Source organism: Thiogranum sp. (assembly GCF_058323355.1).
The window spans coordinates 14101-29618 of record NZ_JBTTIO010000019.1 but is presented as its reverse complement, the minus strand read 5'-3'; the positions used below and the strand labels follow the sequence as shown (position 1 = coordinate 29618).

The 15518-nt window shown below is 54.4% G+C and carries 15 protein-coding genes and 1 pseudogene; 9 read left to right on the top strand and 7 right to left on the bottom strand.

The window, feature by feature from the left end; genetic code table 11:
- From ACW81B_RS03390 to ACW81B_RS03370, 5 genes and pseudogenes are all read right to left on the bottom strand, one after another.
- Window positions 1-452 (bottom strand): annotated as a pseudogene (locus tag ACW81B_RS03390) (hypothetical protein); the annotation flags it as partial.
- Window positions 453-815 (bottom strand): NADH-quinone oxidoreductase subunit A, encoded by a 363-nt coding sequence (locus ACW81B_RS03385; RefSeq protein WP_491578802.1) that lies wholly within the window; start codon window positions 813-815, stop codon window positions 453-455. It lies immediately after the preceding pseudogene.
- Between the two features lie 24 nt (window positions 816-839).
- Window positions 840-2024 carry an NAD(P)/FAD-dependent oxidoreductase gene (locus ACW81B_RS03380; RefSeq protein WP_491578801.1) on the bottom strand — a complete coding sequence of 395 codons (1185 nt, stop codon included), beginning with the start codon at window positions 2022-2024 and terminating at the stop codon, window positions 840-842.
- 169 nt (window positions 2025-2193) lie between these two features.
- Window positions 2194-3576, bottom strand: a complete 1383-nt coding sequence (locus ACW81B_RS03375) for a heavy metal sensor histidine kinase (protein ID WP_491578800.1) — start codon at window positions 3574-3576, stop codon at window positions 2194-2196.
- 10 nt (window positions 3577-3586) lie between these two features.
- Window positions 3587-4270 (bottom strand): heavy metal response regulator transcription factor, encoded by a 684-nt coding sequence (locus tag ACW81B_RS03370; protein ID WP_491578799.1) that lies wholly within the window; start codon window positions 4268-4270, stop codon window positions 3587-3589.
- A 277-nt stretch (window positions 4271-4547) separates the two neighbouring features.
- Between ACW81B_RS03370 and ACW81B_RS03365 the strand changes: the two genes are divergently transcribed.
- The 8 genes from ACW81B_RS03365 (at window position 4548) to ACW81B_RS03330 (ending at window position 11624) form a co-directional block, all read left to right on the top strand.
- Window positions 4548-6305: a copper resistance system multicopper oxidase gene (locus tag ACW81B_RS03365; protein WP_491578798.1), complete on the top strand. Its 1758-nt coding sequence runs from the start codon at window positions 4548-4550 to the stop codon at window positions 6303-6305.
- Between the two features lie 14 nt (window positions 6306-6319).
- Window positions 6320-7144 carry a copper resistance protein B gene (locus ACW81B_RS03360; RefSeq protein ID WP_491578797.1) on the top strand — a complete coding sequence of 275 codons (825 nt, stop codon included), beginning with the start codon at window positions 6320-6322 and terminating at the stop codon, window positions 7142-7144.
- Window positions 7104-7721 carry a cupredoxin domain-containing protein gene (locus ACW81B_RS03355; RefSeq protein ID WP_491578796.1) on the top strand — a complete coding sequence of 206 codons (618 nt, stop codon included), beginning with the start codon at window positions 7104-7106 and terminating at the stop codon, window positions 7719-7721. The genes ACW81B_RS03360 and ACW81B_RS03355 overlap by 41 nt, the downstream gene beginning before the upstream one ends.
- Window positions 7722-7816: 95 nt before the next feature.
- A complete protein-coding gene (petA, locus tag ACW81B_RS03350) occupies window positions 7817-8416 on the top strand; it encodes a ubiquinol-cytochrome c reductase iron-sulfur subunit (RefSeq protein WP_491578795.1) in 600 nt (199 codons plus the stop codon).
- A 39-nt stretch (window positions 8417-8455) separates the two neighbouring features.
- Window positions 8456-8680, top strand: coding sequence for an SHOCT domain-containing protein (locus ACW81B_RS03345; RefSeq protein ID WP_491578794.1), 225 nt, complete (start codon window positions 8456-8458; stop codon window positions 8678-8680).
- A gap of 22 nt (window positions 8681-8702) precedes the next feature.
- A complete protein-coding gene (locus ACW81B_RS03340; RefSeq protein ID WP_491578793.1) occupies window positions 8703-9662 on the top strand; it encodes a patatin-like phospholipase family protein in 960 nt (319 codons plus the stop codon).
- Window positions 9663-9675: 13 nt separating this feature from the next.
- Window positions 9676-10809 carry an NAD(P)/FAD-dependent oxidoreductase gene (locus ACW81B_RS03335; RefSeq protein WP_491578792.1) on the top strand — a complete coding sequence of 378 codons (1134 nt, stop codon included), beginning with the start codon at window positions 9676-9678 and terminating at the stop codon, window positions 10807-10809.
- On the top strand, window positions 10806-11624 hold the full coding sequence (locus ACW81B_RS03330) for a M90 family metallopeptidase (RefSeq protein ID WP_491578803.1): 819 nt from the start codon (window positions 10806-10808) through the stop codon (window positions 11622-11624). The genes ACW81B_RS03335 and ACW81B_RS03330 overlap by 4 nt, the downstream gene beginning before the upstream one ends.
- Window positions 11625-11670: 46 nt before the next feature.
- On the opposite strand, the gene ACW81B_RS03325 is transcribed toward ACW81B_RS03330, so the two are convergent.
- Entirely contained in the window at window positions 11671-13971 is a 2301-nt protein-coding gene (locus tag ACW81B_RS03325) for a fatty acid cis/trans isomerase (protein WP_491578791.1), read from the bottom strand.
- Between the two features lie 446 nt (window positions 13972-14417).
- A complete protein-coding gene (locus tag ACW81B_RS03320) occupies window positions 14418-14645 on the bottom strand; it encodes a hypothetical protein (RefSeq protein ID WP_491578790.1) in 228 nt (75 codons plus the stop codon).
- Between the two features lie 330 nt (window positions 14646-14975).
- Here ACW81B_RS03320 and ACW81B_RS03315 point away from each other — a divergent pair, with 330 nt between their 5' ends.
- Entirely contained in the window at window positions 14976-15497 is a 522-nt protein-coding gene (locus tag ACW81B_RS03315; protein WP_491578789.1) for a hypothetical protein, read from the top strand.
- Window positions 15498-15518: the final 21 nt, after the last annotated feature.

The following is a 15518-nucleotide window of genomic DNA, read 5'->3' as shown; positions in this document are numbered from 1 at the left end:
TGCATGGGGCAGGTATATTCAATACGGATTTGTAGTACGGGCGCATCGAAGTCTGATACCTCAGTGTGGAAGGCACCGTCGGCAAAGGCGGAGCGAAGTTGCTGTACGCCACTGACCAGTTCCTGTTGAGAAAGCCCGGTGCTGATGTCAGGAGGTGGCAAGGGTGACAGTGTTTCTGTCCCGATGGCAAGCAATGCCCGGGGACGCACCATCTGGGCATAGATAACGGCTGCGGCTTCGCATAACGCGGGCGGGATGTCACCGACCACCAGCAGTACACTGGCGTGACGGGGGCTGGCTACCAGGTGGAGTCCGGCCGCTTCAATATCGAGGCCGTGTGCGCGTGCAATGTCCGGACCGGGCACAATAAATACGCCGAGATCGCGGGCCATCGCGGCGGCGACCAGCCGTCGGAATCCGGACAGTGCTCCCTGTCGAGCACCGCTGATCATTTATTGTCTCCGCAGTGCACCCTGACTCCAGCCGTAGAGCAGCCCCAGGAACAGAATTGCCAGGAAGACCCCCATATCGAGCAGGGCAACCAGCCCTACCTGCTTGTACACGACTGCCCAGGGGTACATGTAGGCCATTTCCATATCAAAGGCCAGAAACAGTAGTGCATAGCCATAGTAGCGTGCGTGGTAACGTACCCACACCGGGTCCCGTGACAATTGACCACTGGTTGCAGGGACATCCTTGCCGGGTTCCTTGCGTGCCTTGCCAATCGAGCGGGCAAGTGCATACAGGCTGAGGATAAATCCGGCTGTGCCAACGGTGAGGCCCAGCAGCAGTGCGTATTGTTCCAGTTCGCTCATTCCTGTCTATCCTCTTGTATTTGTTTACAGATAACGCAAATAAAACAGGTATAGCCGTTCAAACATGTTCTTGACGGTGATGAGTTTCCGCGAGTGACGTGGAAAAATATTCCAGAACGGTGGCTTGTTGTCACTTGCGGCATGCAGCCACATCGCATCATTTTCCATATTCAGAATACAGGACAGTTCAAAACGATAAGTGTGCGAGGGCTCCTGGCCGTTTAACACGTTGTGCATATTTTTCGCAGCAGCTTCCGAGCGCAACTGTGCCATGTGCGCCTGGTGGGGTACCCAGGGCGGCGGATTCTCATGGTTGCTGCAATCACCGGCGGCGAACACCTTGTCCAGACCTTTTACACGGCCAAACTTGTCGACCTCGATATGCCCGCCAGCGGAAACCGGCAGGCAGGACTGTCGTACCCACTCGGGTGCTGTAATACCTGGCGTGAACAGGACAAGGTCTGCTTTACGGAAAGTGCCATCCGTATCTCTCATGCCACCCTCGACGAATTCTGCCGGTTCATAGCCATAGTCGAGAATAATGTCGCGTTCCAGCAGCCTGTCGGTTATCGCACCGGTTTCACCGGGTTCTATGTTGGGGGAAAAAAGATGGATTTCAAATTTGTCCCGTATCCCTTTTTCTTTCAGGGCATAGTCGAGCAGGCAGGCACATTCGTACATTTGTCCACCGCGGCCGGCGACAAAGCCATCGCGCTTGTTGAGCTTGAAGCCTACATAGATGACACCTTCCTGCAAGGCCTCCAGCTTCTGCAGGAAGGCATTCATCTCGTCCGGCCCGCTGCAGGGTGAAAAGGTATGTTCACGTGTGCCGGGGATATCATCAAGCAGGAAAGCGGGGCCAGTGCCGATGAACAGCGCGTCATTGGTGTAACGCCCACGTGTCGTCAGTACAGTTCGTCCGCCATCCTGAATATCAACCACCCGGTCGTCTATAAAGTGTATATTCCGACGCCATAGCCAGGGGCGGATGTCGAGCGTAATGCCGTCTTTTGTCTTCTTTCCGGTTATGAATTCGGGAATGGCGGGGAAATAGATAAATTTTCCATTACCAATAACGGTAATGTCGTAACGTGAATAGATTCGCCGCAGAAAGAACGTAAAAACAGGAAAGACCGGCAACGACAGCAGGTAGCCGATAAAAAACAGGGAAGCAAAACCGTTACCGACGATGACGATCTTTTTCTTCATGAAACCCGCTTGTTGGTTATTGTTCCAGGTTGTGGTCTGCCTGCTGACCAGCGTGGTGGCGCCAGTATACAGTGCATTCCTCTGAATAAAATGCTCTTTATCTCTCCGGCAGGTATGACCTTGCAAATCACATTGACATGTAAATGACCCAAAGATTCTGTGCTTGCCATTATGACCTCTGGTTCACCGGCAGGAGAATGTAAAACCGGGTTCTCCCTTCGGAAGATGTCACATTAATTCTGCCGGCATGTATCTCAATGATAGACTTGACGATGGCCAGACCCAGCCCGGTGCCACCTTCCTGTCTGGATGGATCGACACGATAGAACCGGTCGAACAATCTGGGAAGGTGCTCGGACGGTATGTCCGGTCCCGGGTTTTCCACCACAACACCGGCTTCCCCGTTTGTTGTACTGAGTTCCACGCGCACAGTGCCATCAGTTTGTGTGTGACGAATTGCATTGGAAAGCAGGTTTCCCAGTGCGCGTCGCAGCATCAGTTTATCACCCGACACAGTGGCAGTGCCTTCACGTTTCAGTGTAACACCACGCTCTTCTGCCCACGCTTCGTAAAACTCGAACAGCATATCCACTTCATTGGCCAGATTCACTTCGGTGGTATTCTGGTTGTCCGGATCATTGTCTGCCTTGGCGAGGAAAAGCATGTCATTGATCATCTGCGCCATGTGTTCGTATTCTTCAATATTCGAGTAGAGGATTTCCTGGTATTCCTCGACCGTACGTGCATGGGAAAGCGCAACCTGGGCCTGTGTCATCATGGTTGTCACCGGGGTGCGCAGGTCATGGGCAATATCGGCAGAGAAATTTGAAAGGCGGTTAAAGGCCTCTTCCATGCGCTCAAGCATTTCATTGAACGAGACGGCCAGGTCGGTCAGTTCCCGGGGTACGGTTTCCGGTGACAGTCGTGTGTTCAGCTCGTTTGCACTGATATGGCGGATCTGGTTGATGATGTCATGCAGGGGCGCGTGTCCATAGCGAACCGCGACCCAGCCCATGAGGCTGGTGATGGCGAAAGCGCTGGCGACCATGAGCCACAGGGTATGGCGGAAACTTTTGAGGAATTGCAGGTGGAAGTCAGTGGGTAGTGCAGTTGCGATGGTATAGGTTTTTCCACCTGAAGGTGTTTCAATGCCGATGCGACGGATCAGCGTATGAAACTGGTTTGTGCCATCACTCCATTCCTGAAATCCGCTGCCCCCGGCTACAAGTGTTCCGATTATGGATAAATCCGGCCCGGAGCTGGCGTATAGGGTTTTACCGCCCTGATCGGCGATATACAGGGATGCACCGTGATGGCCTACCAGAATGTCATCGAATCTTTGTGTGAGAAGCGAAGGGGCGTCCCGGGTTGTACTGGCGGCGATAGCCTGATGGACTGCCCGGGTCATGTTTTCAAGCTCCTTGCCATCCTGCTCGGCAAAGTGGTGTTTTATCGAGTTTTCGATCAGCCAGCCAAACCCGGAGAACACCACAATTGCCACAATGCCGAACAGTACCGTCAGCCGTAGCGTGAGTGATAGAGGGCGCCGCATCGTCCGTTATTCAGCCTGCATCGGGCATATCGAGCATATAGCCCATGCCACGACGGGTGTGGATTAACTTTGGTTCAAAATTCTCGTCGATTTTTGCGCGGAGTCGACGGATAGCCACATCGATGACGTTGGTGTCGCTGTCGAAGTTCATGTCCCAGACCTGGGAAGCAATGAGTGAACGGGGCAGTACTTCGCCCTGGCGCCTCACAAGCAACTCCAGCAAGGCAAATTCCTTGGCGGTGAGTGGTATGTGCTTTCCGGCACGTGTGACACGTCGTCCCATTAAGTCGAGTTCGAGGTCTGCGACGGTCAATCTTGTCTCGTTAGCCGGTGTGGTACCGCGGCGGAGCAGGGTGCGTACCCGTGCCAGCAGTTCGGAGAAGGCAAAAGGCTTGACCAGGTAGTCATCGGCGCCAAGTTCCAGCCCCTTGACGCGATCATCGACACTGCCGCGTGCGGTAAGAAACAGTACCGGGACCTGCTTGCCGGCCTCGCGCAGTGATTTGAGAATTTTCCAGCCGTCGATGTCCGGCAGCATGACATCGAGGATAAGCAGGTCGAAGTCTTCCGTCATGGCCAGGTGGTGGCCATCCAGTCCGTTACGGGCAAGGTCGACGGTAAAACCAGCTTCGCTGAGCCCTTGTCGGAGGTAGTCACCAATTTTGCTTTCGTCTTCGACGATCAGAAGTTTCATCAGTAAAACGCTCTTTCAGTGTTCCTGTCATTCTGGCGTATGCCAGAATCCAGTGGTTTCAGTGACCAGGATACCGGCCTGCGCCGGTATGACGTGTTGATCTGAACTACCCTTAAGTGTGCCGCAATACTACACAGGGTTATCTGGCGGAAAGATGACACAATCATTACAAAATTGTAATGCCCGCGTCATGTCAGAGAAAGCAGTGTACTGCTACCTTGTGCGCCACTGTTGGCAAGACGGAACAGGAACTTCTCATCTGGAGGATCGAATACCTATGAAACGCACGATACCACAGCCCGATATCGGTCCGGATCAGTCGCGGCGACGCTTTGTACAGGGTCTTGCCGCAGGCGGAGCCATGCTTGGCCTGTCGCCCTTGTTGAGTCCGGCCTGGGCGCAGCAGGCACCCATGACAGCGACTGGTATGGCTCCTGTGCTCACCGGTACGGAATTCAACCTCACGATCGCCGAGACAATGGTCAACTTTACCGGCAAGCCACGTATGGCGACCACGATCAACGGTTCGATTCCGGCGCCGATCCTGCGCTGGCGCGAGGGCGATACGGTGACACTGCGCGTGACGAACCGCCTGCCTGTATCCACCTCTATTCACTGGCACGGGATTATCCTTCCCTATCAGATGGATGGCGTACCGGGTGTCAGTTTCAATGGCATTGCTCCGGGAGAAACCTTTGTCTACCGCTTCAAGGTGCAGCAGTCGGGAACCTACTGGTACCACTCGCACAGCGGTTTCCAGGAGCAGACGGGCATGTATGGTGCCATCATTATTGATCCCGCCGAGGGCAACCGGATCCGGGCTGACCGCGATTACGTGGTCCAGTTGTCCGACTGGACCGACGAAGACCCGCTGGCCGTTTTTGCAAAATTGAAGAAGCAAAGCGATTACTTCAATTTCAATCAACTGACAGCCGGTGATTTCTTTCGGGATGTCTCTGACAAGGGGCTGGGCGTAGCAATCGACAGAAGGCGTATGTGGAACCGCATGCGTATGAACCCGACCGATTTGGCGGATATTTCAGCCTATACCTATACCTTTTTAACCAACGGTACGACCCCGGCGGGGAACTGGACCGGCCTGTTCAGGCCCGGTGAGCGTATACGTCTGCGCTTTATCGACAGTGGCACACAGAGTTTCTTCGATGTGCGGATTCCCGGTCTGAAAATGACAGTCGTGCATGTCGATGGACAGGACGTGGAGCCGGTCACGGTCGATGAGTTCCGCTTCGGCCCGGGAGAAACCTATGACGTGATTGTCGAGCCGAAAGAAGACCGCGCCTACACCATTTTTGCCCAGGCCATGGATCGTACCGGCTATGCACGGGGGACACTGGCGCCACGTGCCGGGATGGAGGGTGAAGTCCCCGAACTGGACGAGCCGGAATGGCTGACCATGACAGACATGATGGGCAGTATGGCGCAAGGTGGCATGAGCGGCATGCAGGGTATGGATGCGATGAACCATGGTTCCATGGCGATGGGTGGTAATCCTGTGCATGTACGTCATGCCAGAACCGAATACGGGCCCAGTGTCGATATGCGTGTGGATACGCCGCGCACCAACCTGGATGACCCCGGTATTGGCTTACGCAATAACGGACGGCGCGTACTGACCTATGCCGATCTGCACACGATTGGCGGGCCGCTCGATCCGCGCGATGCCGAACGTGATATTGAGCTTCACCTGACCGGCAATATGGAGCGCTATACCTGGTCGCTCGACGGTCTTGAGTTCGGCAAGTCCACACCGGTGCATTTCCGTCATGGTGAGCGTCTGCGCGTCATTCTGCACAACGACACAATGATGACCCATCCCATGCACCTGCACGGTATGTGGAGCGAGCAGGAAACACCTGAGGGAACATTCCTGGCGCGCCGGCATACCATCAGTGTGCAGCCGGCGCAACGCGTCAGCTTTCTCGTCAGCGCCGATGCGCTGGGTCGCTGGGCCTGGCACTGCCATCTCCTGTACCACATGGATGCGGGTATGTTCCGCGAAGTGGTGGTGGCCTGATGAGGGGTAATTGAATGATGGAGAACGTAACCATGATGAACAAGCAAGTCACTTTTCTTGTCGCTGCAGTGCTGGCGTCTGGTCTGTCGGCCGCCCGGGCACAGGAACCCGCGATGCAGGGCGGTTCGCCACCCGAGGATGCACGCGACCCACATGTCTATTCGGAGGGCTATGACTTTGGCGATGTACCACGTCCACGGTTTGCCGATGAACAGAATTTTTACTCTGTCCTGATGGATCGTCTGGAAACTGTCAGGACCAGCGATAATACCGCGGGGTTTTACGACTTGCAGGCCTGGTATGGCCGCGATTACGACCGTGCCGTGTTAAAGGCTGAGGGCGTTGTCGACAGCAACAAGCTTGAGGAAGCCAGCACAGAGTTACTTTGGGGGCATTCCATAGCTACCTACTGGGATACACAACTCGGTGTGCGCTACGACAGCGGCGATGGCCCGGACCGGAAATGGCTGGCATTCGGTGTGCAGGGGCTGGCGCCTTACTGGTTTGAAGTGGATGCGACCGCCTATGTGGGTGAAGGCGGGCGTACGGCGGCCAACCTGGAAACGACGTACGACCTGTTGCTGACACAGAAACTCATTCTGCAGCCAGGAATTGAAGCGGACTGGTACGGCAAACGTGATATCCGGCTGGGTCTGGGTAGTGGAATTTCCGAAGTAAAAGCCGGCCTGAGGTTGCGCTACGAGATTCGCCGTGAGTTTGCCCCCTACCTGGGTGTCGAGTGGGCAAGGAAATATGGTGACACCAAAGACTTTGCGCAGGCTGCCGGGCAGGAGGCGAGTGAAGCAAGACTTGTTGCCGGCCTGCGGTTCTGGTTCTGATTTATTTAATAGTACGAATATGACTGAAACTGAGAGGTTTATGATGAAAAAAATGATTTCAATATTCGCGCTTGTTACCTTGCCTGCCTTTGCCATGGCAGGCGGTGGACACGCTGATACACATGGCGACAATGGGGGGCATGCAAAGGCCCATCATGACCATGCTGCCCCGGCAATGAGCCATACTGATGATGACAGCCATGAGGCTGATGCCGGCCGACCGGGTGAGTCGGAGAAAGTGACGCGTACGATTGAGGTGGCCATGGATGACAGCATGCGATTCACGCCGGACAAGCTCAACTTCAAGGAGGGAGAAACGGTGCGCTTTGTGGTTCGTAATAACGGGAACATTACCCACGAAATGGTGATTGGTTCTGTCAATGAGCTCAAGGAGCATGCCAGTATGATGCGTACCATGCCGGCGATGAAGCACGCCGATTCGAACATGATTTCGCTGGCGCCGGGTGAACAGGGCGAGCTGGTGTGGCAGTTCAGCCAGGCGGGCGAGTTTGATTTTGCCTGCCTGGTACCTGGCCACCTTGAAGCCGGTATGACTGGTAAAATCGGGGTCAATTAAATAGCAGTGTTATGGAGCGGGTTGACAGGGAAGTCCTTGACCTGTGTCCAGGGTACAGGTTGTAGACTATAAGTGAAACCAGGGAGGATGCAGCTATGACTGAAACGATTGACAGAAAACGCCGGCGGTTACTGATAGCCGCTGCCACTGTGGTAGGTGGTGCTGGTGCTGTTGCTACCCTGGTCCCGTTCATTGAATCATGGAACCCCAGCGAGCGGGCGCGCTCGGCGGGCGCCCCGGTAATGGTGGATTTCAGCAAGCTGGAAGCCGGCCAGCAGATTGCTGTGAGTTGGCGGGGAAAACCGGTGTGGGTGCTTCGACGTACCCCGGAAATGCTCGAAAGACTTCGTTCCGACGCTGTACGGGACAAGCTGCGTGACCCGGATTCTGAAGTGGAGACCCAGCAGCCGGCCTATGCAAAAAACGAATTCCGTTCCCTTAAAACGGAATACCTTGTTGTCATCGGTATCTGCACCCATCTGGGATGCGTGCCGACATTCCGTCCGGAAGTGGCGCCGGCTGACCTGGGCGCGGACTGGCCGGGGGGGTATTTCTGCCCCTGCCACGGTTCACGTTTTGACCTGGCCGGCAGGGTATTCAAGGGCGTGCCCGCGCCGACAAATCTGGTGATACCGCCCTACACGTTTGTTTCTGATACGAAGGTTATGGTTGGTAAGAACCCTGATACCGCCTGAGAAAAAGTGAACCACTGATAATCTGAAAGGAGACAAATCATGCACGGGTCAGACGCTGGATGGGGGTTTGGTATGGGACTGGGTATGTGGATTTTCTGGATAGTACTGGTCATGATCATCGTTGCCTTGTTCAAGGTGATCAGCCCGGGTTCAGGTTCGTCATCGACGGATAAAAGCCCGGTAGAAATGCTCAAGGCACGTTACGCGCGTGGCGAAATTGACGAGGAAGAGTACAAGCGGCGGCTCAGTGAACTGGAAAAGTAATGCGTATTCAATAAGAAAAATCGTGGAAAAGTCACGCTCTGTTCGTATTGGTATCGTACTGAGTTCAGGCGGTGTGCGTGGCGTGTATGCGCACACCGGTTTTATGCAGGCGATACAAAATCTCGGCATCCGTATTGATGCAAGTGCAGGTTGTAGTGCAGGCGCGCTGGTGGGCGGGTTTATGGCAAGTGGTACTGCGCTGGACAACTGGATCGAAACACTGGCCGGGATCAACAGCCGCACCTTCTGGACGCCGGATTCTGTTCCACGCTTTATCTGGGAAATGGCAGTACACAAGGGACGCGGGTATACCGGCTTGTCAGATACGCAGGCGGCGTTGCAATTTACCCGTCAGAATCTGGCTGCTGATACCTTTGAAGCGTGCAAGTATCCTTTTCATGTACTGGCGGTCAACCTGGGAACCGGCAGGAAGGCGGTGTTTTCTGAAGGGGAGCTGGCGCCACGCATGACGGCCAGTGCTGCCATGCCTGTTCTTTACGAGCCAGTGAAAATAGACGGCGAATACTATTGTGACGGGGCGTTAATTGATTTCGCGCCGACCGATGCTATCTGCTGTCGGCAACAGCTGGATGTTGTGATTGTGCATCATGTATCCCAGCATTTCGGTATATACCGCGATATTGAGACTTCTCTGAAGGATTCCTGGGCAATGCTGGAGATTATCAGTCGCCTGGTATTTCGCGAGAAGCCCTGGTACCTGTCCGACGAGCCGCTGAGTCTGCACCGTTGCCCCTGTGGCTGTGGAGCCATCATTATTGCCATCGTACCCGGGTTGCCCTATATGCGCTGGCCGGTCACCGAGGGTGGCGATGCGGTACAGCAAAGTGCAAGGGAACAGGCCGAGAAACTGCTTCGGCCCTATATGACCAGGCTCATGCGTGATCCACGCAATGAACTGCCTCTGTCCGGTGGATCTGTAGAACAGCCTGTCAGCGGGTGTGGACACCATCAAAACAAATAACCGGGAGGGAGCGATGTCGTCAACTCCAGTGATAGAAATATCCGGCGCCGGTCCGGCCGGACTTGCAGCGGCGCTTGCCGTCGTGCGTGCCGGGCGGGCAGCCCGTGTCTATGAGCGGCGTGAGGAGGTTGGAAAGCGCTTTCACGGGGACTTCCAGGGACTGGAGAACTGGACCACAGATATAGATGTACTGGATGAGCTGGAGTCGCTGGGTGTTGAGGCCGATTTTGAATATACCCCGTTTCGTGAGGTGACCTGCTTTTCTCCCGACGGCACCCCCCGTGAATTTCATTCGAACCGGCCCTTGTTCTATTTGATACGGCGAGGTAGCGAACCAGGCTGCCTGGATATGGCATTGAAACAGCAAGCTATTGATGCAGGCGTCGAGATTCGTTTTGGCGAAACACTACACCGCCTTCCCTCGGGAGGTATTGTGACCCAGGGGCCACGCCGTGCAGATGCTATTGCCGCCGGGTATTTATTCGAGACGGATATGGCTGATGGCGCCTATGCAGCCCTGTCTGACCAGCTGGCGTCAAAAGGCTACGCTTACCTGCTCATCTGTAAAGGTCGTGGCACGCTGGCAACCTGCCTGTTCGACGATTTCCACAATGAACGTCGCTACCTTGAAAAATGCGTTGAATTTTTTACTGAAAAAGTCGGTGTCAGCTTGAAAAACCCTCGCCGATTTGGCGGCGGTGGAAATTTTTCGCTGCCACGAACAGCGCGCAAGGGGAATATCCTGTACGCGGGTGAATCAGCCGGTTTTCAGGATCCGCTGTTTGGTTTCGGGATCCGCTGGGCGCTCATATCCGGTGCGGAGGCGGGGCGTGCACTTGCTGCCGATGATCCCGCACGCTACGAACAGATCTGGAAGCAACGTCTGCGTGCCTATCACCAGACAGCGGCTGCCAACCGCTGGTTTTACGATCGACTGGGTGATCGCGGTTATGCCGCAGCCTTGCGCAAGTTCTCGCCGGGACAGGATGTACGCGCCTGGATGCAGAAGGCCTATGCTCCCGGTTTGTGGAAACGGGCCTGGTATCACGCTGTCGCATCACGACGTTACAAGCCATTGTTTCACGTTCACGAAGATTGCGACTGCACCTGGTGCCGTTGTGAACGGCATAAGCCGGCTTATGAATAAAGACTGACTCTGATGGGGAAATTAACATTTTAAAGTGGCTTAAAAACCTGCGTATTCGTTACATACTCAGGCGCTATCCAGTCGATTACGACTTGTGGAGAACGGTGGTCAACAAGGCCGGTTTGCTGCACGACCTGAGTTCAGTGGAGTTGGCGCATCTGCGGGAGCTGGCGACTTTGTTTTTACATCAAAAAGCGTTTACAGGGACGCATGGCTTGCAGGTGACAGACGAGATGGCCCTGGCGATTGCCGCCCAGGCGGCACTCCCGATTCTGGAGCTTGGGCTGGATTATTACAGTGGCTGGATTGAGGTCGTTATTTACCCGGGTGCCTTTCGGGTCAGTCACGAGGGTATCGATCAGAATGGACTGATTTCCAGCGAGGCGCGTGACCTGAGCGGGGAGTCCTGGCTGCGGGGACCCGTGATTCTTTCCTGGGAAGATGTCGAGCATGACCTGGAAGGGCGTCATCCCGGCCATAATGTTGTCATCCACGAGTTTGCGCATAAACTCGATATGTTGAACGGGCGTGCCAACGGCATGCCACCGCTTCATCCCCACATGGAAATTGAACAGTGGACACAAGCGCTGAGCACGGCATTTGGAACCTTGCAGCAGAAAGTCGCCCATCAGCACCCGACGCGGATTAACGCTTATGCGGCCACGAACCCGGCGGAATATTTTGCTGTGATCAGTGAGTACTTTTTTACAGCACCGGATGTGCTCAGGCTGCATTGCCCGGATGTATACCTGCAGCTCACACAATTTTACCGCCAGGATCCCATTCTGCGCCAGCAGCACAACGAACCGTTATGAACGAAGCATGCAGTTGTGCGCCGATTCCGGATTAACCAGACCTTCCCTAGCGGTTTTGATAACGGTTCAGGTCAAACAACCCGGACAGGACAGGTTTGCTGCGCGCGAATTCATCCTGGAACCAGTCTGCCAGCTCCCAGAAAACGGGACTGGTGCGCCGGACGCCGTACACGTCAACAAACTTTTCATAGTCCTTGTGGTTGCGGATGGACGCACAGCGCTCGGTAAAGGCGTCAATCCCGGACAGTGGCACGGAGAAGAAGAAGTTGGGGTAGGAGCCTTCCAGCCAGTTCACCACGGTCATTGTGTCACCGCTGATATCTATACGATCCCGTTCACGCTCATCGGCAAGAAAAGATGTGACGTTCTTGTAAGCCTTGTTACGGATGAGTGTATAGGCAATATCCTGCCCTGGCGTGTCCATGGTAACCCTGACGAAAGCCACATCGGGGAAGGCGTGCAGGTTGGCCCCCTGTATCCGGGCGATCATCTCCATGGCCTTGTCTGCCTGCGCCGTGTCCGTATCAGCTTTTCGCTTGTCGCATTCGTTTGCACCACACCGGTTTATCGCATCGGCCTGGCGAGAGACGCCTGCGAGGCGACCTTTGATATACTGGAAGAGTTCCTGCTGTGGGTCATCGGTCTGGTATCCGTTCACTGAGTCGACCTGCAACCAGTCCTGCGGTGCGGTAAAGAATTTTTCCATACCGGTGCGCAGACCGGCATACCAGCTGTCACGTATTGCCTTGCGTTGGTCGGCCGGAATAAAGGTCAGAAAATGGTCCTCGCCTTCCATGCGCAGGAAGTCCATATAGATCCGGGTATTGATCTGGTGAACGACATTGCCATAGACGTTGAATCCGGCGACCAGCAGGTAATGGATTCGTTCGAACAGCGGATAATCGATGACCCATGCCGTTTCCGGGTTTTCACCGACCAGTCCATAGGCCACCGAGCCACTGTCAAAATGCCGGAACACTGTTAGCGCAGCATTGGGGTTGCTGCCATCCCCATCCCAGATAAAACCCAGTGCATGCTTTATGTCGTGTGTACCGATCTTCTCGAACAGGGCCTGCTTGCTCGCCATATAACGACGCTGGCGCTTCCAGTAGTCAGTCCAGATAACAGCCGGATTCAGTGAGTCCTCTCGTTCGGCCGGTAACTGCAGCTTGTCGGCCATGTCTCCTACGAACCGGGCGTCATTGGTAAATACTTTCTGGTCCGGGTTGAAGAACAGCACCCAGAACTGGTCCTCGATGACGTTCAGTGCAATCTGTCCACGGCAGACCGGGCCCTTTATAAAGCCTTCGATAAAGAACCGTGCATCGTCAAGGAGAAACCGGTAGCGTGATTTGAGGGGCAGATCAATAAATACCTTGAACGGGTTGGACGCGATTTCAGGTTCGTAGGATGGCAGTTCCTGAACCTTGTAGTCAGGGGTCATGAAAAGTTCGCGATAACGCTCCATCCGCTGGTTGGAAAACTCGTAGACAATGTGATTCTTTACGACAATACTCGGGTGGTATCTTAACAGGCGGTAGTAGAATGGTGCGGTGCCAGGATCGTCATAAGGGCGTACCGTCGGGATCTCGTTAATGGTTTGCCCGGGGGGAGTGGTAGAGCGTACCAGTCGGTAAAATTCCCGTGCCGGTGATCCTGCAAAGTGAATATGTGCATGAAACAGGTGTTCATAGAGATAACGACTGACCAGTTGTTGCTTGCCCGATGGCTGGTTAAGGAAGTTTTCCCACTGTTTGATTTGTGGAAGCACTGCAGATGAGGGGGAGGGTGGTGTCGGTGTTGGTGCACCCCGGGCCAGCCAGGAAACAAGGGTACGGTATTCCTGTTGCGGCAGATTCGGCATGGCGTAGGGCATGCCCCACAGGGGATGTTCCCGGGCAAAGTCATCGACTGATTCCAGTGTTGGGCAGGTCTGTTCGCGGTTGAGTTCCAGTGTAAAGCTGTCCGGAAGCTGGTCTGAGTCGGGCTGTGGGTGTTGCTGTTTCAGTCGCAGCAGGTGGTATAGCACCGAGTTTTCCAGGTTTTGTTCGGGGGACTGGTTTTCCTCATTGATCACGGGGTGGAAACCGCGCGTACGCCATTCTGCCGTGCTCCTGGCATCGATAAACAGGCGCGTAGGCTCCACGGCAGTAATGCGGGGGGTATAGACCAGTTCTTCGCTTGCGCCCCGCCGCAGGCCTTCACCGGATGAGAGTTTCAGCTGGCAGGGGGCATCGTAACAGCCGTGACATACGATACAACGCCGTTCCAGGACCGGCTTTACCTGGTATTCGTAATCAACCGGATTACCCGACGGCAGTGACGACAGTTCTGATTCTATCGTCATGGGCCGGTGTGCGTTGCCGGGCAGTGATCCGGAAAATTGGTAAATAAGGAATGCCGATATCAGCGCAGCAAGGAAAATTGCCACAGCCTTTTTTCCAGGTGATATTTTGTACCGTCTCGTCACAAGCTGTATGTTAGCAGAAACCGCTTTCGGGCAATCCTCTGAAGCGGGTGGTATGGATGGGTTTGTCCATCCTGAATGGATGATGCGTCGCTATCTTGACCGATACCGGTTACAGATGCACAGGTGATTCGGGAAAACTGCCGTGAGAATCAGCCTGAGTTGCTTGTTATCAAAGACGGGGGGCACGATTCCGTGGAGGAAGTTGAACGCCATGTGGACCTGCTGATTGCCTTCCTGAGGAGAGCAAAGGTGACGGGCACCCTGACACTTCCATGAGCTTGTGCCAGATCTTCCTGTATCTCCGGGGTACCCGTTAGTGTTTTTTAAATACCGAGCGCCTTGTGAATCTGGTTGATCTGGTTTTCCTTGCGTTCCAGCTCGTGCAACAGCATTGCCATATATGTCGGTCCTGCCGCATAAGCGCGCGCAAAGCCAATTTTAAACCCAAGCCTGGTTATTTCACGAGCAAGATACTCCAGTTCCTCATCTTCCAGGCGACCTGCCTTTCCCGCCAGTAACTTCCTGGTCTCTTTTATCAGACTAGAAGACATTTTCTCACCTCCTCAGTATTGGATCAGGTTTTGATTCTTGTTTATAACCGGAAATTACACTTCCTGAAACGGTATGGCAATAGTATTCAACGTTGTGTAAACAGCCGCATAAACCAGAGTATTACAGGGGCTATCACCGGACTAAAATCAGCGGGTTAGTGGTCTTCCGGCGGTTGGCTGCCAGAATGGCACTCTGGCAGTGCAGGGTCTTGTGTGTTGAAAAACAGATTCGGATCCACACCCCTTGAATTTCTGTCTCAAGCCCACACATTTTCTGTTGTCCGGAAGAGGATCGCATTGTCTTCATTAACGACTACAGGAGTTTGAAAAATGGGTATCGGAGATAAAAAACTGGATGACATCCTGGAAGTTCTCGACCCGGTAGCATTACCCCCGGCTGACTATCCGCCTGCAATCATTGTTCGCGATACGCCGCATGAGGATCTCGTGGAGCGCATTAAGTCCAATGCAGAAAAGGTTGGGATTGAGTTGACTGAGGAACACTGGGAGGTGATTGAGTTCCTGTTTGATTTCTACATCAACTGCTGCGAAACAAAAGATCCGGGTTATGTGAGTGCCGAGGTGTACTGGAAATATGTTAACTGCCTCGATGATCCGGATTGCAGGAAGCAGGATGAAACAAAGGCGTGCCCATATGGCCAGCTGAGTCGCGAGGAATCTGTCAAGGCATATCCCCTGTATCGTGTGCTGGTAAAAGCCTTTGGCGAAAAGGGAGGCAAGAAGCACCTCTACAGGCTGTTCCCCTATGGGCCATTGTTCACGATTCACCTGTTGGCACAGCTGCCACGGTTGCACAACGATGTAGACCCGCACTTTGGCACGGCGTACTGAAAACGGCTGGCAGAGTGTGGG

Excerpts from the sequence above, each read along its gene's own strand:
- ACW81B_RS03365 (WP_491578798.1), top strand. The coding sequence starts at position 4,548 with ATGAAACGCACGATACCACAGCCCGATATCGGTCCGGATCAGTCGCGG.
- ACW81B_RS03375 (WP_491578800.1), bottom strand. The coding sequence starts at position 3,576 with ATGCGGCGCCCTCTATCACTCACGCTACGGCTGACGGTACTGTTCGGC.
- ACW81B_RS03335 (WP_491578792.1), top strand. The coding sequence starts at position 9,676 with ATGTCGTCAACTCCAGTGATAGAAATATCCGGCGCCGGTCCGGCCGGA.
- ACW81B_RS03370 (WP_491578799.1), bottom strand. The coding sequence starts at position 4,270 with ATGAAACTTCTGATCGTCGAAGACGAAAGCAAAATTGGTGACTACCTC.
- ACW81B_RS03360 (WP_491578797.1), top strand. The coding sequence starts at position 6,320 with ATGATGGAGAACGTAACCATGATGAACAAGCAAGTCACTTTTCTTGTC.
- ACW81B_RS03345 (WP_491578794.1), top strand. The coding sequence starts at position 8,456 with ATGCACGGGTCAGACGCTGGATGGGGGTTTGGTATGGGACTGGGTATG.
- petA (WP_491578795.1), top strand. The coding sequence starts at position 7,817 with ATGACTGAAACGATTGACAGAAAACGCCGGCGGTTACTGATAGCCGCT.
- ACW81B_RS03385 (WP_491578802.1), bottom strand. The coding sequence starts at position 815 with ATGAGCGAACTGGAACAATACGCACTGCTGCTGGGCCTCACCGTTGGC.
- ACW81B_RS03325 (WP_491578791.1), bottom strand. The coding sequence starts at position 13,971 with ATGACGATAGAATCAGAACTGTCGTCACTGCCGTCGGGTAATCCGGTT.
- ACW81B_RS03315 (WP_491578789.1), top strand. The coding sequence starts at position 14,976 with ATGGGTATCGGAGATAAAAAACTGGATGACATCCTGGAAGTTCTCGAC.
- ACW81B_RS03380 (WP_491578801.1), bottom strand. The coding sequence starts at position 2,024 with ATGAAGAAAAAGATCGTCATCGTCGGTAACGGTTTTGCTTCCCTGTTT.
- ACW81B_RS03320 (WP_491578790.1), bottom strand. The coding sequence starts at position 14,645 with ATGTCTTCTAGTCTGATAAAAGAGACCAGGAAGTTACTGGCGGGAAAG.